This is a genomic window from Streptomyces sp. CAU 1734 (assembly GCF_039888735.1).
Lineage (GTDB): Bacteria > Actinomycetota > Actinomycetes > Streptomycetales > Streptomycetaceae > Streptomyces.
Genome location: NZ_JBDQQP010000002.1, coordinates 64,917 through 88,766 on the forward strand (window position 1 = coordinate 64,917; position 23,850 = coordinate 88,766).

20 protein-coding genes are annotated in these 23,850 nt (G+C 71.3%); 9 read left to right on the plus strand and 11 right to left on the minus strand.

The window, feature by feature from the left end; genetic code table 11:
* Positions 1–95 precede the first annotated feature (95 nt).
* The 3 genes from AAFN69_RS03995 to coxB are packed head-to-tail and all read right to left on the minus strand — an operon-like array spanning position 96 to position 3,192.
* Positions 96–494, minus strand: coding sequence for a cytochrome c oxidase subunit 4 (locus AAFN69_RS03995; protein WP_347726854.1), 399 nt, complete (start codon positions 492–494; stop codon positions 96–98).
* The gene (gene ctaD, locus AAFN69_RS04000) at positions 491–2,230 is read right to left on the minus strand and encodes a cytochrome c oxidase subunit I (protein WP_347726855.1); all 1,740 of its coding nucleotides are present in this window, start codon (positions 2,228–2,230) and stop codon (positions 491–493) included. The genes AAFN69_RS03995 and ctaD overlap by 4 nt, the downstream gene beginning before the upstream one ends.
* Positions 2,227–3,192: a cytochrome c oxidase subunit II gene (coxB, locus tag AAFN69_RS04005; protein ID WP_347726856.1), complete on the minus strand. Its 966-nt coding sequence runs from the start codon at positions 3,190–3,192 to the stop codon at positions 2,227–2,229. The genes ctaD and coxB overlap by 4 nt, the downstream gene beginning before the upstream one ends.
* Positions 3,193–3,616: 424 nt before the next feature.
* On the opposite strand from coxB, the gene AAFN69_RS04010 reads away from it, so the two are divergent.
* Complete coding sequence (locus tag AAFN69_RS04010; RefSeq protein WP_347726857.1) at positions 3,617–4,996, plus strand: aminotransferase class V-fold PLP-dependent enzyme; 1,380 nt, start codon at positions 3,617–3,619, stop codon at positions 4,994–4,996.
* 78 nt (positions 4,997–5,074) lie between these two features.
* Here the strand turns inward: AAFN69_RS04010 and AAFN69_RS04015 are convergent, their stop codons facing one another.
* Positions 5,075–6,049 carry a carbohydrate kinase family protein gene (locus AAFN69_RS04015; protein ID WP_347726858.1) on the minus strand — a complete coding sequence of 325 codons (975 nt, stop codon included), beginning with the start codon at positions 6,047–6,049 and terminating at the stop codon, positions 5,075–5,077.
* Between the two features lie 131 nt (positions 6,050–6,180).
* On the opposite strand from AAFN69_RS04015, the gene AAFN69_RS04020 reads away from it, so the two are divergent.
* Together AAFN69_RS04020 and AAFN69_RS04025 are read left to right on the plus strand one after the other, a co-directional pair.
* The gene (locus AAFN69_RS04020; protein ID WP_347726859.1) at positions 6,181–6,399 is read left to right on the plus strand and encodes a hypothetical protein; all 219 of its coding nucleotides are present in this window, start codon (positions 6,181–6,183) and stop codon (positions 6,397–6,399) included.
* Positions 6,400–6,502: 103 nt separating this feature from the next.
* Positions 6,503–8,050, plus strand: a complete 1,548-nt coding sequence (locus tag AAFN69_RS04025; protein ID WP_347726860.1) for a hypothetical protein — start codon at positions 6,503–6,505, stop codon at positions 8,048–8,050.
* A gap of 89 nt (positions 8,051–8,139) precedes the next feature.
* On the opposite strand, the gene AAFN69_RS04030 is transcribed toward AAFN69_RS04025, so the two are convergent.
* Positions 8,140–8,496: an iron-sulfur cluster assembly accessory protein gene (locus AAFN69_RS04030; protein WP_347726861.1), complete on the minus strand. Its 357-nt coding sequence runs from the start codon at positions 8,494–8,496 to the stop codon at positions 8,140–8,142.
* Between the two features lie 280 nt (positions 8,497–8,776).
* On the opposite strand from AAFN69_RS04030, the gene nadA reads away from it, so the two are divergent.
* On the plus strand, positions 8,777–9,970 hold the full coding sequence (gene nadA / locus AAFN69_RS04035; RefSeq protein ID WP_347726862.1) for a quinolinate synthase NadA: 1,194 nt from the start codon (positions 8,777–8,779) through the stop codon (positions 9,968–9,970).
* Positions 9,971–10,192: 222 nt separating this feature from the next.
* Entirely contained in the window at positions 10,193–11,419 is a 1,227-nt protein-coding gene (locus AAFN69_RS04040) for a multidrug effflux MFS transporter (protein WP_347726863.1), read from the plus strand.
* Between the two features lie 84 nt (positions 11,420–11,503).
* On the opposite strand, the gene AAFN69_RS04045 is transcribed toward AAFN69_RS04040, so the two are convergent.
* The 5 genes from AAFN69_RS04045 to AAFN69_RS04065 form a co-directional block, all read right to left on the minus strand.
* A complete protein-coding gene (locus tag AAFN69_RS04045) occupies positions 11,504–14,662 on the minus strand; it encodes an efflux RND transporter permease subunit (protein WP_347726864.1) in 3,159 nt (1,052 codons plus the stop codon).
* A 200-nt stretch (positions 14,663–14,862) separates the two neighbouring features.
* Positions 14,863–15,543, minus strand: coding sequence for a response regulator transcription factor (locus tag AAFN69_RS04050; RefSeq protein WP_347726865.1), 681 nt, complete (start codon positions 15,541–15,543; stop codon positions 14,863–14,865).
* Positions 15,540–16,847 (minus strand): histidine kinase, encoded by a 1,308-nt coding sequence (locus AAFN69_RS04055; RefSeq protein WP_347726866.1) that lies wholly within the window; start codon positions 16,845–16,847, stop codon positions 15,540–15,542. The genes AAFN69_RS04050 and AAFN69_RS04055 overlap by 4 nt, the downstream gene beginning before the upstream one ends.
* A 200-nt stretch (positions 16,848–17,047) precedes the next feature.
* Entirely contained in the window at positions 17,048–17,335 is a 288-nt protein-coding gene (locus AAFN69_RS04060) for a hypothetical protein (RefSeq protein ID WP_347726867.1), read from the minus strand.
* Positions 17,336–17,419: 84 nt separating this feature from the next.
* Positions 17,420–18,205, minus strand: coding sequence for a PspA/IM30 family protein (locus AAFN69_RS04065; protein WP_347726868.1), 786 nt, complete (start codon positions 18,203–18,205; stop codon positions 17,420–17,422).
* Positions 18,206–18,586: 381 nt separating this feature from the next.
* Between AAFN69_RS04065 and AAFN69_RS04070 the strand changes: the two genes are divergently transcribed.
* From AAFN69_RS04070 to AAFN69_RS04085, 4 genes are all read left to right on the plus strand, one after another.
* Positions 18,587–19,180, plus strand: coding sequence for a DUF3043 domain-containing protein (locus AAFN69_RS04070; protein ID WP_347726869.1), 594 nt, complete (start codon positions 18,587–18,589; stop codon positions 19,178–19,180).
* A gap of 245 nt (positions 19,181–19,425) precedes the next feature.
* Positions 19,426–20,148 (plus strand): methyltransferase domain-containing protein, encoded by a 723-nt coding sequence (locus tag AAFN69_RS04075; RefSeq protein WP_347727260.1) that lies wholly within the window; start codon positions 19,426–19,428, stop codon positions 20,146–20,148.
* Positions 20,149–20,313: 165 nt separating this feature from the next.
* Positions 20,314–22,137 carry an ABC transporter ATP-binding protein gene (locus AAFN69_RS04080; RefSeq protein WP_347727261.1) on the plus strand — a complete coding sequence of 608 codons (1,824 nt, stop codon included), beginning with the start codon at positions 20,314–20,316 and terminating at the stop codon, positions 22,135–22,137.
* 140 nt (positions 22,138–22,277) lie between these two features.
* Positions 22,278–23,435: a trypsin-like peptidase domain-containing protein gene (locus tag AAFN69_RS04085; RefSeq protein ID WP_347726870.1), complete on the plus strand. Its 1,158-nt coding sequence runs from the start codon at positions 22,278–22,280 to the stop codon at positions 23,433–23,435.
* Between the two features lie 126 nt (positions 23,436–23,561).
* Here the strand turns inward: AAFN69_RS04085 and AAFN69_RS04090 are convergent, their stop codons facing one another.
* A complete protein-coding gene (locus AAFN69_RS04090; RefSeq protein ID WP_347726871.1) occupies positions 23,562–23,768 on the minus strand; it encodes a hypothetical protein in 207 nt (68 codons plus the stop codon).
* Between the last annotated feature and the right edge of the window lie 82 nt (positions 23,769–23,850).

The window sequence follows — 23,850 nt, forward strand, 5'->3', positions numbered from 1 at the left end:
CCCCTCACGAGTGAAGGCGATACGGGTCCATTCCCCACAGCGCGGGCGCTGTGCTACCGGTGCCGGGTTTCCGTTTCCGGACCCGGCCCGGTCACCTACTGATTCTGGTTCTCACCGCGGTAGTACTCGAACACCCAGCCGAAGATCCCGATGAGGATCACCGGCGCGGAGAAGTACATCAGCCACCAGCCCACGGCGACCGCGAGGAAGGCGAGCGCACCGCCGGTGGCGAGTGCGAGCGGCTGCCAGCTGTGCGGGGAGAAGAAGCCGACCTCGCCGGCCTCGTCCGCGACATCCGCCTCGGTGTCGTCCTGCGCCATGGCGTCGACCCGCTTGGCCGTGAAGGCCAGGTAGTAGCCGACCATGACGCTCAGCCCGAAGGCCATGAAGAGTGCGGTGGTGCCCGCCGGCTCCTTGGCCCACACGCCGTACAGGATGGCCACGGCGAGGATGAAGACGCCGAGCCACAGGAACATCTTTCCCTGGACCTTCACTTCGCGTCCTCCTTCCCGGCGAGCAGGACCTTGTCGACCTCGCCGCGGTTCTCGAGCTGGTCGACCACCGAGAACTCAGGGTGATGCAGGTCGAAGGCGGGCGATTCGGAACGAATCCGGGGAAGGGTGAGGAAGTTGTGCCGCGGGGGCGGGCAGGACGTCGCCCATTCGAGCGAACGGCCATAGCCCCACGGGTCGTCCACCTCGATCTTCTTTCCGTATTTGGCCGTCTTCCAGACGTTGTAGACAAAAGGAAGAACCGACGCGCCGAGTACGAAAGAGGCGATCGTGGAGATGGTGTTCAGCGCGGTGAAACCATCGGCGGCGAGATAGTCCGCGTAGCGTCGCGGCATTCCCTCGGCGCCCAGCCAGTGCTGCACCAGGAATGTGCCGTGGAATCCGATGAACAGCGTCCAGAAAGTAATCTTTCCGAGGCGTTCGTCCAGCATCTTTCCGGTGAACTTCGGCCACCAGAAGTGGAAACCGGCGAACATCGCGAAGACCACGGTGCCGAAGACGACGTAGTGGAAGTGCGCGACGACGAAGTACGAGTCGGAGACGTGGAAGTCCAGCGGCGGCGAGGCCAGGATGACACCGGTCAGACCACCGAAGGTGAAGGTGATCAGGAAGCCGATCGTCCAGAGCATCGGGGTCTCGAAGGAGAGGGACCCCTTCCACATGGTGCCGATCCAGTTGAAGAACTTCACACCGGTTGGCACCGCGATCAGGAAGGTCATGAACGAGAAGAACGGCAGTAGGACGCCGCCCGTGACGTACATGTGGTGCGCCCAGACCGTCACCGACAGGCCGGCGATGGCGATGGTGGCGCTGACCAGACCCATGTAGCCGAACATCGGCTTGCGGCTGAAGACCGGAATGATCTCCGAGACGATGCCGAAGAACGGCAGGGCGATGATGTACACCTCTGGATGGCCGAAGAACCAGAAGAGGTGTTGCCACAGCAGCGCGCCGCCGTTGGCCGCGTCGAAGATATGGGCACCGAATTTCCGGTCGGCCTCCAGCGCGAAGAGCGCGGCGGCCAGCACCGGGAAGGCGAGCAGGACCAGTACACCGGTCAGCAGCACGTTCCAGGTGAAGATCGGCATCCGGAACATCGTCATGCCGGGGGCACGCATGCAGATGATCGTGGTGATGAAGTTGACCGAACCGAGGATCGTGCCGAAGCCGGAGAAGGCCAGGCCCATGATCCACATGTCGGCGCCGATACCCGGTGAGCGGACCGCGTCCGACAGCGGGGAGTAGGCGAACCAGCCGAAGTCGGCCGCACCCTGGGGGGTGAGGAAGCCGGCCACGGCGATGAGCGAGCCGAAGAGGTAGAGCCAGTACGCGAACATGTTCAGCCGCGGGAACGCCACATCGGGCGCGCCGATCTGCAGCGGCATGATCCAGTTCGCGAATCCGGCGAACAGCGGCGTCGCGAACATCAGCAGCATGATCGTGCCATGCATGGTGAACGCCTGGTTGAACTGCTCGTTCGACATGATCTGCGTGCCCGGACGGGCCAGCTCGGCGCGCATGAAGAGCGCCATCAGTCCGCCGATGCAGAAGAACACGAAGGACGTGACCAGGTACAGCGTGCCGATGGTCTTGTGGTCGGTGGTGGTCAGCCACTTCACCACCACATTGCCCGGCTGCTTGCGCCGTACGGGCAGCTCGTTCTCGTATGAGTCGTCAGCTGCGACGGCGGCACCCTGGGATTCGTTGAGGATGCTCACAGTTGCTTCTTCTCCGCGTCCTTGGCGGGCGTGGTCTGCTCGATGCCCGCAGGGATGTAGCCCGTCTGACCCTTCTCGGCCAGCTCCTTCAGATGCTGCTGGTAGCGCTCCGGGGAGACGACCTTGACATTGAAGAGCATCCGGGAGTGGTCGACACCGCAGAGTTCGGCGCACTTGCCCATGAAGGTGCCCTCCTCCTTGGCGGTCACCTCGAAGGCGTTGGTGTGCCCCGGGATGACGTCCTGCTTGAAGAGGAAGGGAACCACCCAGAACGAGTGGATCACATCACGCGAAGTCAGGATGAAGCGGACCTTCTCGCCCTTGGGGAGCCAGAGGGTCGGGCCCGGGTTGCCGTTCTGCGGGTTGCGGGTGCCGGGGATGCCGGCGTCGTAGACACCGCCGGCGTTCTCCGGGAGAGCGTCGAGGTATTTGTTCGGGATCGCCTTCAGGTGCTTGTCCGTCTTGGCGTCGCCCTGAGAGCCCTCCACATCCTGGATGTAGTTGAAGCCCCAGCTCCACTGGTAGCCGACCACATTGATGGTGTGGGCCGGCTTGTCGGAGAGGGAGAGCAGCTTGGACTCGTCACGCGCGGTGAAGTAGAAGAACACCGACACGATGATGAGCGGGACCACGGTGTACAGCGCCTCGATGGGCAGGTTGTACCGGGTCTGCGGAGGTACCTCCACCTTGGAGCGGGTACGCCGGTGGAAGAACACACTCCACAGGATCAGACCCCACACCAGAACGCCCGTGACGAGCGCGGCAGCCCACGAGCCCTGCCACAGGGAGAGGATGATCGGCGCCTCTTCCGTGACCGGGGTGGGCATACCGAGGCGGGGGAAGTCTTCCCATGTGTATTCGCAACCGGTGGCGGTAACCAGGATCAGGCCCGCAGTCAGCACCTGCGGCAGCTTCCGCCGCATCGGGCGCCGCGACGAGCGGTCGGAGCCGTTGGGACTCACGTAGCGCCTTCCCGAGAGTCTCGGCCCGCGCGACGGGCTGCGGCCGTCTCGCTGGTCGGTCGCCGGCCCTGACGCGGGCAGGGGTTTGGATGTTTATGCGGACCAAACCCTACTGGACGCTATTTGGGGTCGCGCGGGGAGGGTGCCCAACGCGCCGTCCGACACCCCGAAGGGGTGGAATCCCCCTGGAAATCCCCGGGTTTTCCGAGGGAATCGGACCGCTATTCGCTCACATAATCGCTTCCGGGAGGACTTCGGCGGGCATGGGACCGGGGGGCCCGTTCCGCTGCGAGTGGCGCGCCGCCGGGCGTGTTGGGGGAGGGGCCGCCGGACGGGCCGGCGGGCGTACCGCCGGGGCGGGGTGAGCGGGGCGGGGGGCCGGGGCATCTGACGGACCCTCCGGGGCGGGGGTTAGCGTGGCGGCGTGTCCTACTTCGATTCCGCCTCCGCCGCCCCGCTGCACCCCGTGGCCCGGCAGGCCCTCCTGGCCTCCCTCGACGAGGGGTGGGCCGATCCCGCGCGGCTCCACCGGGAGGGGCGGCGGGCCCGGCTGCTGCTGGACGCGGCGCGGGAGGCCGCCGCCGACGCGGTGGGCTGCCGCCCCGACGAGCTCGTCTTCACCCCTTCGGGGACCCATGCGGTCCGGCTCGGCGTGTCGGGGGCGCTCGCGGGCCGCCGCCGGGTCGGGCGGCATGTGGTGGTGTCGGCGGTGGAGCACTCCTGTGTACTCCACGCGGCCGACCCCGCCCGTACCGGCGGTGAGACCACCGAGGTCGCGGTGGACCGCACCGGCCGGGTGACACCGGCGGCCTTCGCGGAGGCGCTGCGCGCGGACACCGCGCTGGCCTGTCTCCAGTCCGCCAATCACGAGGTCGGCACCGAGCAGCCGGTGGCGGAGACCGCCGCCGCCTGCCGGGCGGCCGGGGTGCCGCTGCTGGTGGACGCCGCCCAGTCGCTGGGGTGGGGCCCGGTCGGCGGGGAGTGGTCGCTGCTGGCCGCGAGCGCCCACAAGTGGGGCGGCCCGGCGGGTGTCGGTCTGCTGGTGGTCCGCAAGGGGGTGCGGTTCGCGCCCGGCGGGCCGGCGGACGAGCGGGAGTCGGGCCGCTCCCCCGGCTTCGAGAACATCCCGGCGATCGTGGCGGCGGCGGCCTCGCTGCGCGCGGTCCGGGCGGAGGCGGCGGACGAGGCGGTGCGCCTGCGGGCGCTGGTGGACCGGATCCGTGCCCGGGTGCCCGGGCTGGTGCCGGATGCGGAGGTGGTCGGTGACCCGGTCCGCCGCCTCCCGCAGCTCGTCACCTTCTCCTGCCTCCATGTGGACGGTGAGGCGCTGCTGCACGAGCTGGACCGGGCCGGGTTCTCGGTGTCGTCCGGCTCCTCGTGCACCTCCGGCACGCTGACCCCGAGCCATGTGCTGCGGGCGATGGGGGTGCTCAGCGAGGGCAATGTCCGGGTCTCCCTGCCGCCGGGGACTCCGGCCGGGGAGGTGGAGCGCTTTCTGGAGGTGCTGCCGGGCGTGGTCGCGGCGGTACGGGAGAGGCTCGGCGCGGCGCCCTCGGCGCCGAGCACGCCCACCGGGCCGGCCTCGCTGCTGGTGGACGCGCTGGGCAAGCGGTGCCCGATTCCGGTGATCGAACTGGCGAAGGTGATCGGCGATGTTCCGGTCGGCGGCACGGTGACGGTGCTCTCGGACGACGCGGCGGCCCGGCTGGACATCCCGGCCTGGTGCGAGATGCGGGACCAGGAGTATCTGGGCGAGGAGACGCGCGAGCGGGGTTCGGCGTACACGGTCCGGCGGGCGGTCTAGGGCGTCTCTTTCGGATCAGGCCGGACGGCCCGCGCCCGGGGCCCCGCGCGTGCGGGGCCCCGGGCGTCGGGATCGGGATCAGCCGAGGTGCGCCTGGACCTCCGCGCCCGCGTCATGGCCGTACGCCTTGCGGAAGCGGTCCATGAAGTGCGCCCGGCGCAGGGTGTACTCCTGGGTGCCGAGGGTCTCGATCACCAGGGTCGCCAGCATGCAGCCGACCTGCGCCGCCCGCTCCAGCCCGACGCCCCAGGAGAGGCCGGAGAGGAATCCGGCCCGGAAGGCGTCGCCGACACCCGTGGGGTCGACCTTGGCCTCCTCCTCCGGGCAGCCGACCTCGATCGGGTCGGCGCCGGCCTTCTCGATGCGGACTCCGCGCGAGCCGAGGGTGGTGACCCGGTGGCCGACCCGGGCGAGGATCTCGTCGTCGTTCCAGCCGGTCTTGGACTCGATGAGCCCCTTCTCGTACTCGTTCGAGAAGAGGTAGGTGGCGCCCTCCAGCAGGATGCGGATCTCGTCGCCGCTCATCCGTGCGATCTGCTGCGAGAAGTCCGCGGCGAACGGGATGTTCCGCGAGCGGCACTCCTCGGTGTGGCGCAGCATCGCCTCGGGGTCGTCCGCCCCGATGGAGACGAGGTCGAGCCCGCCGACCCGCTCGGCGACGGAGTGCAGCTCGATCAGCCGGGCCTCGCTCATCGCGCCGGTGTAGAAGGAGCCGATCTGGTTGTGGTCGGCGTCGGTGGTGCAGACGAAGCGCGCGGTGTGCAGCACCTCGGAGATCCGCACCGACTCGGTGTCCACCCCGTGGCGGTCCAGCCAGGCGCGGTACTCGTCGAAGTCGGCACCGGCGGCGCCGACCAGGATCGGGCTGGTGCCGAGCTGGCCCATGCCGAAGGCGATGTTCGCGGCGACACCTCCCCTGCGCACATTGAGACCGTCGACCAGGAAGGAGAGCGAGACCGTGTGGAGCTGGTCCGCGACCAACTGGTCGGCAAAACGACCGGGGAAGGTCATGAGGTGGTCGGTGGCGATGGAGCCGGTGACTGCGATTCGCACGGCTGGGCGCTCCTGTGGCAGGGGGGCGTTGACGTTTAACGCTACCCCGATGCGAGGGGTGGAGCCGACAGGGCGAAACTACCCGATAGTAGGTCTTTTCACCCGCGCTCCACCGTGCGTACGGTGCGAACATGACGAACCAGATCGCCTTGCCCGGCACAGCGGAAACACTCCGGGAAACCGAATTCACGCTGGCCCAGCTGCGGGGGGACTGTGCGCGGATGGCTCCGCACTGGGTGGTTCCGGCGGTGGCGGCGCCGGCGCCCGTGTCTCCCTCGAGAATTCATGGAGTCTTCGTATCGGCGGACTCGGCCCGGCTGGTTTCCCGTATGCCGGCATACGGCGGCTGACCGGGGAGGCTTCGGCGGCCCCGGGATCCGGGGAACCGCGCGCGCTCCCGCTCCGTCCCACCCATGCCCCGGCGCTCGGGGCCGGGAGAGAAGGAGCCATGCGGTGAGCAGTACGGAGAAGTCGCAGGACAGCACGGGTCGCCGGCGCATTCCGCTCATTGCCTCGGTGGCGGCCGTGGTGCTGATCGCCGGTGGCGGCGGTGCGTACGCGGCCCTGGTGGGGACGGCCGGCGACGGCGGGACGGACGCCCGGAAGGACACGGCCGCCGCGCCGCCGCCCCGGCTCTCGGTCTCCCCGGACGGGCAAATGTGGCGGGATATCGCTCCCGGTGAGCCGGACCCGGGCGGCGGCGCGGTGCTGCGCGCGGCCGGGAAGCTGCCGGCGGGACCGGAGCGGGCCGCCGTGCACCGTCCCGAGGGCTCCGTGGGCGCGGCCGAGGTGACCCGGCTGGCGCGGGCGCTGGGGATGACGGGCATCCCCGTCTCCGACGGCACCGCCTGGACGATCGGGCCGGACGGGGACGGCACCGGGCCGTCGCTCCGGGTGGATGTACGGGCCCCGGGGAACTGGCTCCATCTGGCCCACGGCCCGGCTCCGGCCGGTGACAGCTGTGTCCGGGGCGGCGCATGCCCGTCCGACGGCGACCCGGCGGCCTCCGGGGAGGGCCGGCCGTTGGGCGAGAAGGCCGCCGAGAAGGCCGCCGGGCCGGTGCTCAGGGCGCTCGGCCAGTCCACCGCCGCGCTGAACGCGAAGCTGGTCACCGGCTCCGAGCGGGTGGTGAACGCGGAACCGGTCCTCGGCGGACTGCCGACGTACGGCTGGACGACGAGTGTGCGGATCGGCCCGGACGGCCGGGTGACGGGCGGAAGCGGCCGGCTGTCGCCGGTGGCGGCGGGCGACGAGTATCCGGTGCTCTCGGCGGCGGCGGCGCTGAAGGGGCTGAACTCCCCGGAGCGGACCCGCGCCCCGAAGCCGCCGGAGTGCGGGACACAGGCGGTGAAGCCCCCTCGGGTGCCGGCGGGCGCGGCCGGATCACCGGCGCCGGGCGATCTCCGGGCCGGGGACGATGTGCCCTGCCCGCCGCCGGCGCCCGCCTGCGCCAGCGCGGTGCCGCTGGAGGAGCGCGCGGAGCCCGGGACGTCCGATCCCTGCGCGCCCGCGCCGCCGCCGTCCGCGCCCCGGCCCCTGGAGGTGACCGGAGCCGTCTTCGGGCTGTCGTCGCTTCAGACGGACGGCGGCCCGGTACTGGTCCCCTCCTGGCTGTTCCGGGTGGCCCCGGAGGCCGGCGGGGAGTCCTGGACGGTGGCCGCGCCCGCGCTGCCGGCCGAATATCTGGACCGTCCGGCGCCGTCGGAGCCGGTACCGCCCTCCGGGGAGCCGGAGACCGGCGGCCCCTCGTACCGTGCCGACGGCCGGAAGCTGTCGGTGACGTTCTGGGGCGGGGTCTGCGGTGAGCCGGTGGTGACGGCCGACGAGAGCCGGAGCTCCGAGGTGCGGGTACGGATCACCGAGCCGGAGCCGGAGGCGGGCCGGGTCTGTGTCGCCATGGCGAAGGAGCTGACCGAGACGGTCACGCTGGACCGGCCGCTGGGGTCGCGGAAGGTGGTGGACGCGGAGTCCGGGAAGCCGATGGAGCGGCGGGCCGGCTGAGCGGTGGCATGACGAAGGCGGTGACCCCCTGTCGTACGGGGGTCACCGCCTTCGCCGTGTCTCCGGGGAACAGGGCCCGGGAGGGGGACTCAGTTGAAGGAGTCACCGCAGGCGCAGGAGCCCGAGGCATTGGGGTTGTCGATGGTGAAGCCCTGCTTCTCGATGGTGTCGACGAAGTCGATGGAGGCGCCGCCCAGATACGGAGCGCTCATCCGGTCGGTCACGACCTTGACGCCGTCGAAGTCCTTGATGACATCGCCGTCGAGCGAACGCTCGTCGAAGAAGAGCTGGTAGCGCAGGCCGGAGCAGCCGCCGGGCTGTACGGCGACGCGTAGGGCCAGATCGTCCCGGCCTTCCTGGTCCAGCAGGGCCTTGACCTTGGCCGCCGCGGCGTCGGACAGGAGGATGCCGTCGTTCGCGGTCTTGGTCTCGTCCGATACGGACATCTGCTTCATCACTCCCGGGATGGGGTCACCCCGCCCGAGGGCAGGGGTGGTACGGAGACTGCTTGCCGACGATTGCAACCGGCGCGGTCGCGGATTCATTCCGGGACCGAGCCTTTCACCGGTGTTTCTCCTTCATGCTCGCACACCGCTCCCCCGGCGGACACGACGCGGCAACCGGGGGGTGCGTCACATCGACGCTATGGCCATCGTCAAAGTGACATGAAGCGGTTATGATAGATAGCGTCAAATAGACGAAAAGGTCTGCGCAGAAATAGAAAGGGTGTGTGTCGTGCCCACCGCCCAGCCCGTCCCGGACTCGCTCGACGTCCAGCCGACGCCGCTCGCCCTGCTGTTGCTCGGCCGCGAGGCCGACCCCAGGAGCGAGCGCGGAGTGGAGTGTCCCGGCGATCTGCCGTCCCCCTCGGACCCCGATCTCGTCGCCCGCGCCCGCGCGGCCAAGGAGAAGCTCGGCGAGAAGGTCTTCGTCCTGGGCCACCACTACCAGCGCGACGAGGTCATCCAGTTCGCCGATGTCACGGGCGACTCCTTCAAGCTGGCGAGGGACGCGGCCGCCCGGCCCGAGGCCGAGTACATCGTCTTCTGCGGTGTGCACTTCATGGCCGAGTCCGCGGACATCCTGACCACCGACGACCAGAAGGTCGTACTGCCGGATCTGGCGGCCGGCTGCTCGATGGCCGACATGGCGACGGCGGAGCAGGTCGCCGAGTGCTGGGATGTGCTGACCGAGGCCGGCATCGCCGAGCGGGTCGTGCCCGTCTCGTACATGAACTCCTCGGCCGACATCAAGGCGTTCACGGGCAAGCACGGCGGCACCATCTGCACCTCCTCCAATGCCAAGAAGGCCCTGGAGTGGGCGTTCGAGCAGGGCGAGCAGGTGCTCTTCCTGCCCGACCAGCACCTCGGCCGCAACACCGCGGTGCGGGACATGGGCATGTCGCTCGACGACTGCGTCCTCTACAACCCGCACAAGCCGAACGGCGGACTCACCGCGGAGCAGCTGCGCGCCGCGAAGATGATTCTGTGGCGCGGGCACTGCTCGGTGCACGGCCGGTTCTCGCTGGACTCCGTGGAGGATGTCCGGAACCGGATACCGGGGGTGAATGTGCTGGTCCACCCCGAGTGCAAGCACGAGGTCGTGGCGGCGGCGGATCACGTCGGCTCGACCGAGTACATCATCAAGACCCTGGACGCCGCCCCCGCCGGGTCGAAGTGGGCGATCGGCACGGAGCTGAATCTGGTGCGCCGGGTGGCCAAGGCCCACCCGGACAAGGAAGTCGTCTTCCTCGACAAGACCGTCTGCTTCTGCTCGACCATGAACCGGATCGATCTGCCGCATCTGGTCTGGACGCTGGAATCACTGGCCGAGGGCACCCTGGTCAACCGGATCCGGGTCGACCCGGAGACGGAGAGCTTCGCCAAGCTCGCGCTGGAGCGGATGCTGGCGCTGCCGTAGCGCGCCTCCCGCCACTGCGGTACGGGCCCGGAAGCCGCGGCTTCCGGGCCCGTACTCCCTTGTGCCGGGCGGGATTCCCGGCGAACATGAGTGCCGCGCCACCGATGGGCCCCGCCGCCCCGGTGGCTCCGGTGTTCCGAGCGGGCCCCTGTCCCGCTCCACCTCTCACTTCAGCGCCCGACCGCCCCAGGCCGTCCTCTCTCCCCCCGGGGGTTCCTCGTCGTGCCCGTACTGACCGGCGCGCTCGCGCTGCTCACCCTCGTCGGTCCGCTGTCGACCGACATGTATCTGCCCGCCTTCCCCGGCATGGCCCGGGAGCTGGGCACGGACGCCTCCGGCGTACAGCTCACCCTGACCTCGTATCTGGCCGGAATGACCCTCGGGCATCTGGTCTTCGGCCCGCTCTCCGACCGCCGGGGCAGGCGGGGGCCGCTGCTCGCCGGGGCCGCGGCCTGTGCGCTCGCCACCGTGCTGTGCGCCGTGGCGCCCTCCCTGGGGTGGCTGATCGCCGCCCGTTTCGCCGCCGGGTTCAGCGGCGCGGCCGGGGTCGTCATCGGCCGGGCCGTGGTCTCCGATGTCGCCGAGGGAGCCGCCGCCGCCCGGCTGCTGGCGCTGCTGATGACGCTGGGCACCATCGCGCCGATCGTGGCCCCGCTCGCGGGCGGCGCGATCATCGAGGCGGCCGGCTGGCGGATGGTGTTCTGGGTGCTCGGCGCGGTCGCGGCGGTGGTCGCGGTGGCCGTCCTCGTCGCGGTGCCGGAGAGTCTGCCGAAGGAGCGCCGGATGGGCGGCGGCGCGGCGCAACTGCTCGGCTCGGCGCGCCGGGTGCTGGCCGACCGGGCGTACAACGGCTACACCCTGGCGTTCACCTTCGGCTTCGGCACCCTCTTCTGCTATATCGCCGGGTCGCCGTTTCTGCTCCAGAACGTGCTGGGCCTGAGTGTCGGGGTGTCATCGGTGGCCTTCAGCGGCGGGGCGGTCGTCGCGGCGCTGACCGGGCTGGCGAATGCCCGGCTGGTGACCCGGACGGGTCCCGGGCGGCTGCTGCGGGCGGGGCTGTACGCGATGGTGGCGGGGTGTGCCGGGCTGCTGCTGGCGGCGGTGGCCGGGGTGCTCACCACCGCGGTCGCGCTGCCGCTGATCGCGGTGGTCTGCGGCGGCATCGGGCCGGCCTTCGCCAATGCGGCGGCCCTGGCGATCGGCCGGGTCCCGGACGCGGCGGGCACCGGTTCCGCCCTGCTGGGCACGGCGCAGAGCGCGCTCGGTGCCGTGGTCGCCCCGCTGGTGGGGCTCGGCGGGGCGGACACGGCGGTGCCGATGTTCGCGGGTATGACGGTCTGCGCGGTGCTGGCGGTGGCCGCGGGCCGGATGGCCGACCGGGCGGTACGGGAGGGGGCCGGCCCGGCTCAGGACGCGGCCGGTACGGGGCGCCCGGCGCGGGCCGGCTGAGGGCCGGCCGCCCGCTCCGTACGCACCGCACCCCGGTCCGGGACCCGTACAGGTCCCGGACCGGGGTGCGGTGGGGCGGGCGGATCAGACCGCGGCCGGGGCGGGCTCCCCGGCGCCGCCCTCGGATCCGCCGGAGTCCGCGGGGCCGCTCTTCCCGCCCGGGCGCCCGGCCGCCTTCTTCGCGGCGCGGCGCTCCTTGCGGAGTTCGACCATCGCGTACAGCGTCGGCACCAGCAGCAGCGTGAGCAGCGTGGAGCTGATCAGACCGCCGATCACCACCACGGCCAGCGGTTTGGCGATGAAGCCGCCCTGGCCGGTGATGCCCAGCGCCATCGGGAGCAGGGCGAAGATCGTCGCCAGTGCCGTCATCAGAATGGGCCGCAGCCGGTGCCGGCCGCCCTCCACGACGGCCTCGACCACTCCGTACCCCTGCGCCCGGTACTGATTGATCAGATCGATCAGCACGATCGCGTTGGTCACGACGATGCCGATGAGCATCAGCATGCCGATCAGGGCCGGAACCCCCAGCGGAGTGCCGGTGATCACCAGCAGACCGATCGCGCCGGTCGCCGCGAAGGGGATGGAGACCAGCAGGATCAGCGGCTGCACCAGCGAGCGGAAGGCGGCGACGAGCAGCATGAAGACGATCGCGATGGCCGCCAGCATCGCCAGACCCAGCGAGGCGAACGCCTCGTCCTGGTCCTCCGAGACACCGCCGATGGAGGCGGTGGCGCCCTCCGGCAGATCGAGGGAGCTCAGCTTCGACTGGAGCGCGCTGCTCACCGCGCCCGTGTTGTCACCGGTCGGCTTGGCGGAGACGGTGGCCGCCCGGGCGCCGTCGATCCGGGTCTTGGAGACCGGTCCGGGCTCCACCCGCACCGTGGCGACCTCCCCGAGCCGGACGCCGCCGAGGTCGAGGGCGCGCAGTTCGGCGAGGGTGGCGGCGGGCTCGGCGGAGGTGATGACGACATCGCGTTCGGTGTCGTCGAGGATCGCCTTGGCGGCCGGGGTGCCGCGCACCGCCTGGGCGACGGCGAGCCCGAGCGTGGCCTCGCTGAAGCCGGCGGCCGACGCCCCGGCATTGCCCTTGACCGTGATCCGGGGAATGCTCTGGGCGAGATCGCTCTGGACGTCGGTGACGTTGTCGAGCCCGGCGATCTCCTCGCGGACCGACTCCGAGGCCGCCTTCAGGGTCGCCGGGTCGGCGGCCTTGACCACCACACTCAGATCCTGGCTGCCGAAACCGTCACCGGCCGCGATGGTGGTGTCGCCGATGCCGTCGAGCTTCGCCAGCCCGGCGTCGATGCGGTCGCGGGCCCGCTCGTACTCCCCCGCGTCCTTCAGGGTCAGCTGGTAGGACGCCTGGTTGGCGCCGGTGCCGCCGCCGAAGGCCGCCATGAAGCCGGAGGAGCCCACGGTGACCTGGTAGTCCTTGATCTCGTCGACACCGTCGAGGACCTTCTCGACCTTCCGCGCGGCGGCGTCGGCGGCGTCCAGGGAGGTGCCGGGCGGCAGCTCCTGCCTGATGGACATGACCTCCTGCTCGCCCTGGTCGAAGAAGTTGGTCTTCAGCAGGCCGCCCATGCCGAGGGTGCCGAGCAGGACGACGGCGGCGATGGCGATGCTGGTGAAGCGGCGGCGGGTGGCGAACCGGAGCACGGGGACATAGCCCCGCTGGAGCCGGCTGCGCTCCTCCTTCTCCTCCGCGATCCGCCGGGCCTCGTCCGGGTCCATGCCGCGTACCGCCCTGGGGGCGCGCAGGAACCAGAAGGAGAGCACCGGGACGACGGTGAGCGAGACGAGCAGCGAGGCCAGCAGCGCCGCGGTGACGGTCAGCGAGAACGAGCCGAAGAGCTCGCCGATCATGCCGCCGGTCAGTCCGATCGGGAGGAAGACGGCGACCGTGGTGAGGGTGGAGGCGGTCACCGCGCCGGCGACCTCCCGCACCGCGTTGATGATCGCGCTCTCGCGCTCCTCGCCGTAGCCGAGATGGCGCTTGATGTTCTCCAGGACCACGATCGAGTCGTCCACGACCCGGCCGATGGCGATGGTGAGCGCGCCCAGGGTGAGCATGTTGAGCGACAGATCACGGGTCCAGAGCACGATCAGCGCGAGGACCACGGAGAGCGGGATGGAGACGGCCGTGACCAGGGTGGAGCGCACCGAGGCCAGGAAGACCAGGATCACCAGGACCGCGAAGAGCAGGCCGAGCGCGCCCTCGGTGGTCAGGCCGGAGATCGACTTGGAGACCGCGGGACCCTGGTCGGAGACGACGGTCAGTTCGGCGCCGGAGCCGAGGTCCGCGCGCAGCTCGGGCAGTTTCTCCCGGACCGCTTCGGAGATGGCGACCGCGCTGCCTTCGTTGTCCATGGTAGCGAGGACCGCGAGGCTGGGCTCGCCGTTGGTGCGGGTGAGGGAGACGGCGGAGGCCGGGGTCTGCTCGACGGCGGCGATGTCGGCGAGCCGCACCGGCGGGCGCGGTTTCGCGCCGGGGCGGGCCGGCGGCGGGGTGATCCGCAGATTCTCGATCTGCGCGAGCTCGGTGTAGCCGCCGCCGACCTGCACGGTGCGGCTCCTGCCGTCCTCGCTGAGGATTCCGGCGGGCACCGTGCCGCCGCCCGCGCGCAGCGCCTCGGCGAGGGCGGCGGTGGTCAGTCCGGCGCGGGCGAGCTTCGCGTCGTCGGGGGTGACGGAGACCTGGAGATCGCGGACGCCGTCGATGGAGACCTGGGCGACGCCGTCGATGTCCTCCAGGGCCGGGACGACGGTGCGTTCCAGCTGGTCCTCCAGGGACTGCGGGTCCTTGTCGGAGGTGACCGCGAGGACGACGGTGGGGATGTCGTCGGTCGAGCCGGCTATGACCTGCGGGTCGACACTCTCCGGCAGAAAGGCGCGGGCCCTGTTCACGGCCTGCTGGACATCGGCGACGAGCTGCTCGGTGCCGTCCCCGTAGTCGAAACCGGCCATGATCACGGCGTTGCCCTCGCTCGCCGTGGAGGTGATGCTCTTGATGCCGTCGACGGCCTCGACGGCGCTCTCCAGCGGTTCGACGACCTGCTTCTCGACCACCTCGGGGGAGGCGCCCTCGTACGGGGCGAGGATCGAGACCATGGGGAGTTCGATGGAGGGCAGCAGCTGCTGTTTGAGCTGCGGTACGGCGATCGCGCCGAAGACGATCGCCACGATCGCCATCAGCCCGACGAGGGCACGTTGCGAGAGGCTGAATTTCGACAGCCAGGACATGGGGTGTCTCTCTTCCGTGGCTTGCGTGCGGCATGCGCGGGTCGCGGCCGGCTTGCGCACGGCCCCGGTGCTCGCTTATACGATCAGCCATCGCGGAGGGCGCCCCGTCGCCCGCAGGTCCCGTTTCTTCCTTCCGCGCATACCGCGGCTGGAGTACGCGGCGCGGCGCGCGCGCCCCGGCCCCCGGCACGGCGCCCGCGTCACTCCACGCGCGGGCGCACCAGTGCGGACTCATAGGCGATGACGACGAGTTGGGCGCGGTCGCGGGCGCCGAGTTTCGCCATCGCCCGGTTGACATGGGTCTTCACGGTGAGCGGACTGACCTGGAGGCGTTCGGCGATCTCGTCGTTCGAGAGGCCGCCGGCGACCAGGACGAGCACTTCGCGTTCGCGGACGGTGAGCGCTTCGAGCCGGGCGGAGTACTTCCGGGCGTCGCGGTCGTCGTCATGGCCCTGGGCGAGGAATTTGGCGATCAGGCCCTTGGTGGCGGCCGGGGAGAGCAGCGCCTCGCCATTGGCGGCGATCCGGATGGCGTTGAGGAGTTCCTCCGGCTCCGCGCCCTTGCCGAGGAAGCCGGAGGCGCCGGCCCGCAGGGACTGCACGACGTACTCGTCGACCTCGAAGGTGGTCAGCATGACGACCCGGACCCGGGCGAGTTCGGGGTCGGCGGTGATCAGCCGGGTGGCGGCGAGGCCGTCCGTGCCCGGCATCCGTATGTCCATCAGGACCACATCGGCCCGCTCGGAGCGGGCGAGGGCGAATGCCTCGGCACCGTCGGCGGCCTCGCCGACGACCTCCATGTCGGGCTCGGAGTCGACCAGGATCCGGAAGGCGCTGCGGAGCAGCGTCTGGTCGTCGGCGAGCAGCACTCTGATCGTCATCGGTTCTCCCCCGGGCGCACGGTGAGAGGAAGTATCGCCTGCACCCGGAAGCCGCCGCCGTAGCGGGGTCCGGCGCTGAGCCGGCCGCCGAGGGCGGTGACGCGTTCGCGCATGCCGAGCAGGCCGTGGCCGCCCTCGGGCTGGGCGACACCGTTCCCGGCGGAGCTCCCGGCTGTGTTCCCGGCGTTCCCGGCGTTCCCGGCTGTGTTCCCCTGGGCGTTCCCCGCGGCGGGCGGGCGCTCCGGTGCGGGGCCGTTGTCGAGCACGGTGACCTCCAGGGTCTGGCCCACCCTGATCACACTGACCTCGGCCCTGGCCTCCTGGCCGGCGTGCTTGCGCACATTGGTCAGCGCCTCCTGGATGATCCGGTACGCGGCGAGGTCGACGGCGGAGGGGGGCTTGAGCCCGTCGTCGGCGCGGGCGACCTCCACGGGCAGCCCGGCCTGGCGGAAGGTGGTGACGAGTTCGTCCAGCACGCCGAGTCCGGGGGCGGGCTCGGTGGGCGCCTCGGGGTCCCCGGACTGGCGCAGCAGTCCGACGGTGGCACGGAGCTCGTTGAGCGCGGAGCGGCTGGCCTCCCGCACATGGGCGAGGGCTTCCTTGGCCTGGTCGGGCCGCTTGTCCATGACATGGGCCGCCACCCCGGCCTGGACATTGACCAGGGCGATGTGGTGGGCGACGACATCGTGGAGGTCACGGGCGATCCGCAGCCGCTCCTCGGCGACCCGGCGGCGGGCCTCCTCCTCACGGGTCCGCTCGGCCCGCTCGGCGCGTTCCCTGATGGCGTCGACGAAGGCCCGGCGGCTGCGCACCGCGTCCCCGGCCGCCGCCGCCATGCCGGTCCAGGCGAAGATGCCGAGATTCTCCTGGGTGTACCAGGGGGTGGAGCCGTAGAACATGGCGGTGCCGGTGAGCACGGTCATCGTCAGCAGTCCGACGCGCCAGGTGGTGGGGCGGTCGGTGCGGGAGGCCACGGTGTAGAGGGCGATCACGGCGCCCATGGCGACCGGTGCGGAGGGGTCGCCGAAGCTGAGCTCGACCACGGAGAGCAGGCCGGCGAAGACCAGTACGCCCATCGGGTTGCGCCGCCGGAACACCAGGGCGGCGGCGACCAGCGCGATCAGCACCACACTGCGCGCGGAGGGGGTGCGGGACCCGAATTCGGGTCCGTGCTCGCCGTTCACGGCGAACGACCCGATGACCATGCAGACCATGGCGGTCGCGGCGATCGCACCGTCGAAGGCCAGCGGATGTTCGCGGAGCCAGCGCTGGGTGCGGGCGAAGCCGGTGGCGAGTGAGGTCACGGCAGGCAACGTTACGGCGTGCCGGGCGGGATGACTCCGGCGCGGGGTGGCCGGAGTCCCGGACCGGACACCGGGGGCGGCGCCGCACCGCCCCGGGCGGGAGCGGTGCGGGTGTGTTGGAGTGCGCGCGCCCCCGGGGGCGCGGGGGGGCCCGGCCCCGGTGTGCGTGCGGGGGGCGTACGGGGCGGGTCGGTGCCGGGTCAGCCGGGCAGGCCCGGGATCAGACCCTCGTCGCCCAGCATGTCCCGTACATCTCTCAGGGTCGCGTCCGGCCCGGGGAGGATCAGCTCCGAGGGCTCCAGGGCATCGTCCGGCAGTGGCTCGCCGAGCTCGCGGACCCGGTCCAGCAGCGCCGCGAGGGTCCCGCGGAAAGCGGGTCCGTCGCCCCGCTCCATCTCGGCCAGCAGTTCGTCATCGAGTCTGTTCAGTTCGGCGAAGTGGCTGTCCGCCAGTCTGAGCTGACCCTCCCCCATGATCCGTACGATCATGACGCGTACCTTTCGTCGGCGTCCCCGGCTTCCCGCACCGGCGCCGGCCGCCCGGCGATGCCCGCCGAACGGCCCCGGCGGCGGCTACTTCTTGTCGAAGTCGGGCCGGGTGCTGTGCTGCGACCGGGAGGCGTCCTGCGCGCCGCCGCCCTCGATGGCCTGCTGGGAGGCGCTGCTTCCGCCGGCCAGCTCGGCCTTCATCCGCTGGAGCTCCAGCTCGACATCCGTACCGCCGGAGATGCGGTCCAGCTCGGCCGCGATGTCGTCCTTCGCCATCCCGGAGGAGTCGTCCAGGGCGCCGGAGGCGAGCAGCTCGTCGATGGCCCCGGCACGGGCCTGGAGCTGAGCGGTCTTGTCCTCGGCCCGCTGGATCGCGAGGCCGACATCGCCCATCTCCTCCGAGATACCGGAGAACGCCTCACCGATCCGGGTCTGTGCCTGGGCGGCGGTGTAGGTGGCCTTGATCGTCTCCTTCTTGGTGCGGAAGGCGTCGACCTTGGCCTGAAGACGCTGGGCGGCGAGGGTGAGCTTCTCCTCCTCGCCCTGAAGGGTCTGGTGCTGCGTCTCCAGATCGCTGACCTGCTGCTGAAGCGCGGCACGGCGGGAGAGCGCCTCACGGGCCAGGTCCTCGCGGCCGAGCGCCAGCGCCTTGCGGCCCTGGTCCTCCAGCTTGGACGACTGGCCCTGGAGCTGATTGAGCTGGAGCTCCAGACGCTTGCGCGAGGTCGCCACATCGGCGACGCCGCGGCGTACCTTCTGAAGCAGCTCCAGCTGCTTCTGGTACGAGTAATCGAGGGTCTCGCGCGGATCCTCGGCCCGGTCCAGGGCCTTGTTGGCCTTCGCGCGGAAGATCATCCCCATACGCTTCATGACACCGCTCATGGGCTTCGCGCGCCCCCTTCTGACGGACTACGACTCCAGCACTCCAACAGGACCAACAGTACGGGCCCTGCATCCATTACCGCACTGTTCGGACGCCGATGCGCTCATCCCCAAGGACGACTGCGCACCGTTCCCGATCCCGCGCAAGGAGTAGACGGCTGTCAGGGATCCCTCGGGTCCGCCACCCGGTCTGTTCTCCCGGACACATCCGGCCACTCTCTTTTCCCTGCCCGCCGCACACCCTGCGCTTCGATTCATTGGCACATCGCGGGCTTTCCATGGCTTTCCATCTCTTATTGGCACAGGACGCTCTCGGATGGTTCCCCTCCGGCGTTGGGTCCATGCGTGTCACCCCGTACCCTGGTTGCTGTGTTCCGTAGCCGTGCCAAGACAGAGAAGGCCCCCACCGATCAGGTGCCGGACCTCTCCCAGCCGAACCGTGACCCTCAGGCTCCCAAGGGCCGCCCCACTCCGAAGCGGAGTGAGGCGCAGACCCAGCGTCGTCGTGCGGTCAGCCAGCCGCTCGACCGCAAGGAGGCCATGAAGCGACAGCGGGAGGCCCGCCGTACCGATCTGGCGAAGCAGCGCGCCGCGCTCGCCAATGGCGACGAGCGGTATCTGCCCGTGCGGGACAAGGGTCCGGTGCGCAAGTTCGCCCGTGACTTCGTGGACTCGCGCTTCTGCGTCTCCGAGTTCTTCCTGCCGATGGCCGTCGTCATCCTGATCATGAGCACCATTCCGGTGGCGGCGCTGAAGAGCGCCTCGCTGCTGGTCTGGCTCGGTGTGATCGTCATGATGGTGATCGACTCCATCGGTCTGGGCATCCGGCTGAAGAAGCAGCTCAATGAGCGCTTCCCGGATGAGCCGAAGCGCGGCGCGGTCGCCTACGCCCTGATGCGTACGCTCCAGCTGCGCCGGCTGCGCCTGCCGAAGCCGCAGGTCAAGCGGGGAGAGCGACCCTGAGTACGGAGGCCGTGGGGCTCCCGGACGCGGTGCCGGACGATCCCAGGGTGGCGGGCGGACTCTTCGTCCCCGCCCCCCAGGGCGACCCCGCGCAGATAGAGGTACCGGCGGACGCCCCGGCGTCCCCGGAGGCTGTTCCGTCCGGCGCGGTCGCGCCCTCCGCCCCGCCCGCTCCCGCCGCGCCGCTCCCGGCCGCGGCACCCGACGTACCCGGCGGCCCGGATCTCGGCAGCGGGCTGCGCGAGATCGTCCGGCACGATCTGGTCGCCCGCCAGCTCGACGAGCAGATCGCCTCCCGCTACCCGGTGGGCCAGCGGCTGCGGATCCTCGATGTGGGCATGGGCCGGGGCGCGCAGGCGCTCCGGCTGGCCCGGGCCGGCCACACCGTCACCGGACTGGAATCCGACACCGCGCTGCTGCGCGAGGCCCGGGAGTCGCTGACCACCGAGCCGGCCGGGATCCGCGAGCGGGTCCGGCTGATCGAGGGCGACTGCCGCGAGACCGGTGTGCACTTTCTGCCCGGCAGCTTCGACGTGGTGCTCTGCCACGGTGCGCTGATGTCGTCCCAGGAGCCCGACGCGATGCTCGCCGGGCTGGCCCGGATGCTCGCGCCCGGCGGTCTGCTCTCCCTTCTCGTGCGGAACGCCGACGCGCTGGCCATGCGGCCGGGGCTCACCGGGGACTGGGCCGGGACCCTCGCCGCGCTGGACGCGGACACCACCACCGACCGGCGCGGGGAGGTCGTACGCGCCTATCGGCTCGCGGCGCTGACCTCGACCCTCGCCGGAATCGCCGCGCCGCTGCACACCTGGTACGGCGTCCAGGTCTTCACCGAATGGCGGGCCGACTCCGGGATGCCGGCCGTGGATGTCCTGGAGCGGCATCTCGCGGCGGAGGACCGGGCCGGGCGGACGGATCCGTACCGCCACGTCGCGGCGCTGCTGCATCTGTGCGGCGTACGGGGCTGACCGGCACCGCCCCGGCGGCACCGCTCGCGAAAGACCGGCCGGCCTGTCAGGTGGAACGCGCCTTCTCGCGTCCTTGCGGAAGTGAGCACCGCTGAATCCACCCCGGCCCCCCTGCCCGTACCCGCGTCCCCGGAGACCGGCGGCACCGGAGCGCCCGGTGTGAAGCTGTCCGCCGGGGAGACCTGGCGGGCGCTGTACACCCACTTCCGCCCGCACCGGCGGCTGGTCGCAATCGGGGCCTTTTTCGCCCTGATAGGCACCGTCACCGGGCTGGCCCAGCCGCTGGCCGCCAAGGAGCTGGTGGAGCGGCTCGGCGGCGACGAGCCGATCGCCGCGGTGCTGATCCTGCTCACCGCGCTGGTGGTCGTCGGCACCGCCATCGACGCGGTCGGCTCGTACATCCTGGAGCGCACCGCCGAGTCCGTGGTGCTGGCCGCCCGCCGCACCCTGATCGGGCGGCTGCTGCGGCTGCGGCTCCCCGAGGTGGAGCGGATCCCGCCCGGCGATCTGATGTCCCGGGTCACCTCCGACACCACTCTGCTCCGAGCGGTGACCACCCAGTCGATCATCTCGGCCGCCACCGGCGGTCTCGCCTTCGTCGCCACGCTGGTGATGATGGGGGTGATGGATGTGGTGCTGCTCGGGGTGACCGTGGCGGTGATCGTGGGCATCGGCGGCTGTGTCGCCCTGGTGATGCCGAAGATCGCGGAGTCGACCGAGCGGTCGCAGGCCGCCGTGGGCGAGATCGCCACCGTGCTGGAGCGGGCCTTCGGCGCCTTCCGCACCCTCAAGGCGTCCGGCGCCGAGGCACGCGAGACCGCGGTGGTCTCCGCCGCTGCCGAGGAGGCGTGGCGGCAGGGCATCCGGTCCGCGAAGTGGCAGTCGGTCGCGGGCTCGTCGGTGGGGCTCGCGGTGCAGGTGTCCTTCCTGGCGGTGCTCGGCATCGGCGGCGCCCGGGTGGCCTCCGGCGCCATCACCATCTCCACCCTGGTGGCGTTTCTGCTCTTCCTCTTCTATCTGATCTCGCCGATCACCCAGCTCGTGGAGGCGGCGACCCAGTACCAGGCGGGTTCGGCGGCCATCGCCCGGATCGTGGAGGCGGAACGGCTCGGCACGGAGGAGCTGGGCACGCCCCGGCCGTCGGCGGGCGGCCCGGCGGCGGTCGTCTTCGACGACGTCCGCTTCCGTTACGCGCGGGGGCTGCCGGATGTGCACCACGGCGTCTCCTTCACGGTGCCGGGGGCGGGGATGACCGCCTTCGTGGGTCCCTCCGGCGCGGGCAAGACCACCGTCTTCGGGCTGATCGAGCGCTTCTACGAGCCGGACGGCGGCCGGATCCTGGTCGACGGCACGGATGTGCGCGACTGGCCGATGGCGGAGCTGCGGGCGGCCATCGGCTATGTGGAGCAGGACGCGCCGGTACTGGCGGGGACGCTCCGCGAGAATCTGGTCTTCGCCGCCCCCGGGGCCACGGACGACGAGATCCGGGACGTACTGGTGCGGGCGAGGCTGGACACGCTGGTGGACCGGCTGCCGGACGGGCTGGACACGGTGGTCGGCCACCGGGGCTCCAAGCTCTCCGGCGGCGAGCGCCAGCGGGTGGCGATCGCGCGGGCGCTGCTGCGGCGACCGCGGATCCTGTTGCTGGACGAGGCGACGTCACAGCTGGACGCCGTCAATGAGCTGGCGCTGCGCGATGTGGTCGCGGAGGTGTCGCGGGAGGTGACGGTGCTGGTGGTGGCGCACCGGCTGTCGACGGTGACCATGGCGGACCGGATCGTGGTGATGGACGCGGGGAAGGTCCGGGCGGTGGGGACGCACGAGGAGCTGGTGGCCGGGGATCCGCTCTACGGGGAGCTGGCGGCGACCCAATTCCTGGCGACCCAGGGGCCCGACCCGGCGGAGGCACCGCCGGCCGAGGTCCCGCCGGCCGGGGCGGCGGGCGGCGGCGGGACGGCCGGGGCGGGGGTCCCGGTGCGGACGGCCTGAGCGGGCGGGACGCCGGGGCGTCCGGGCGGCGGAAGCGGGCGGGGGGCCGGGGGGCCGGAGGGGCCGGGACGGAGCACGGCGCCACCTGATCGGCCGCGCACGACATGCCGGGCAATCGGGTCAAAAGCCATACTCCGCTTATGGTCGAGTCCCAGGATCCCGCGCCCCGCCGTCCCGCTCACCACCCGCCCCGCCAACCGCCCCGCCGTCCCGCCCGCGGCCCGCGCCGCCGGTTGCCGGCCGTGCTGGCGGCCGGGGTCTGCGTACTCGTCCTGGCGAGCGGCTGTACGGGGATCCCCTCCTCGTCGCCCGCAGGGTCGGCGGCGGCGGACCGGCAGCCGCGGAACTCGACGCGGGCGGTGCCCCCCAAGGCGGTGAACGAGCTCCAGAGCGACTACGAGACGGTGATCAAGAACGTACTGCCGTCGGTCGTCCAGATCGAGGCCGGCAACAGCCTGGGCTCGGGGATCGTCTACGACAGCAAGGGCCATGTCGTCACCAACGCCCATGTGGTGGGCGAGGGAAGCTCCTTCCTGGTCACCGTCGCCACCGGCGAGGAGCCGCTGACCGCCAAGCTGGTCTCCGCCTATCCGGAACAGGATCTGGCGGTCATCAGACTGGACCGGGTCCCGGCCGGTCTGGAGGCGGCGGCCTTCGGTGACTCGTCGAAGGTCGCGGTCGGCCAGATCGTGCTGGCGATGGGGTCGCCGCTCGGGCTCTCCAGCAGCGTGACCCAGGGCATCGTCTCCGGTATCGGCCGCACCGTGAGCGAGAGCACGACCGGCGGCGGGACCGGGGCGACCATCGGCAATATGGTCCAGACCTCGGCGGCGATCAACCCGGGCAACAGCGGCGGCGCGCTGGTCAATCTGGACAGTGAGGTGATCGGGATCCCGACGCTCGCGGCGACCGATCCGGATCTGGGCGACAGCGCCGCGCCGGGCATCGGATTCGCCATCCCGGTCTCGATGGTGAAGACGGTCGCCGACCAGATCATCCAGAAGGGCAAGGTCACCGACTCGGGCCGGGCGGCGCTGGACATCACCGCCCGGACGGTCCTGGACGACAACTACCAGCCGTCGGGCGCCGCGATCGTGGATGTCACGGAGAACGGCGCGGCGGACAAGGCGGGGCTGCGGCCCGGGGACATCATCGTCAAGGTCGGCTCGTCCGAGATCACCACCATCACCACCCTCGCGGAGGCCCTGGCGTCGAAGCGGCCGGGGCAGCAGGTCGTGGTGGCGTATGTGCGGGACGGCGAGGAGAGAACGGCCCGGGTGACCCTGGGCGAGATCTGAGCCCGTCGCCGCGAGCGAGCCGCTGGGCACCCCCGCGCGGAAGGCCGGAACCGCCGCCGGACCGCGAACGGAACGGGAAACGGAAGCCGGACCGGAGATGGCTCCGCACAGGGGCGCCCGGTCGCGCTACTCCGGGGCGTCCAGACTCATCGGGCCGTAGATCACGGTCGAGTCCTCGGAGAGCACCACCCGGTCCGCGCCGCCGTCGCGCAGTTCCTTCCAGTACTCACCGATCCACGACTCCGCGTCCCCCTGCGTCGTGAACTCCTCCGGCTCGATCGCCGGCTGGACCTCCGTTCCGTCGGACTTCTCGAACCGCCACGTCCAGGCCATGTCCGCCTCCCAAGGGCGCTGAAGTGATCTCCGTCCTGCCCGCAGCGTAGCCGGGCGCGCACGCGTCGCGGTGACACGGGAG

Excerpts from the sequence above, each read along its gene's own strand:
- AAFN69_RS04020 (WP_347726859.1), top strand. The coding sequence starts at position 6,181 with ATGACGAACCAGATCGCCTTGCCCGGCACAGCGGAAACACTCCGGGAA.
- AAFN69_RS04030 (WP_347726861.1), bottom strand. The coding sequence starts at position 8,496 with ATGTCCGTATCGGACGAGACCAAGACCGCGAACGACGGCATCCTCCTG.
- AAFN69_RS04045 (WP_347726864.1), bottom strand. The coding sequence starts at position 14,662 with ATGTCCTGGCTGTCGAAATTCAGCCTCTCGCAACGTGCCCTCGTCGGG.
- AAFN69_RS04050 (WP_347726865.1), bottom strand. The coding sequence starts at position 15,543 with ATGACGATCAGAGTGCTGCTCGCCGACGACCAGACGCTGCTCCGCAGC.
- AAFN69_RS04060 (WP_347726867.1), bottom strand. The coding sequence starts at position 17,335 with ATGATCGTACGGATCATGGGGGAGGGTCAGCTCAGACTGGCGGACAGC.
- AAFN69_RS04065 (WP_347726868.1), bottom strand. The coding sequence starts at position 18,205 with ATGAAGCGTATGGGGATGATCTTCCGCGCGAAGGCCAACAAGGCCCTG.
- AAFN69_RS04085 (WP_347726870.1), top strand. The coding sequence starts at position 22,278 with ATGGTCGAGTCCCAGGATCCCGCGCCCCGCCGTCCCGCTCACCACCCG.
- AAFN69_RS04090 (WP_347726871.1), bottom strand. The coding sequence starts at position 23,768 with ATGGCCTGGACGTGGCGGTTCGAGAAGTCCGACGGAACGGAGGTCCAG.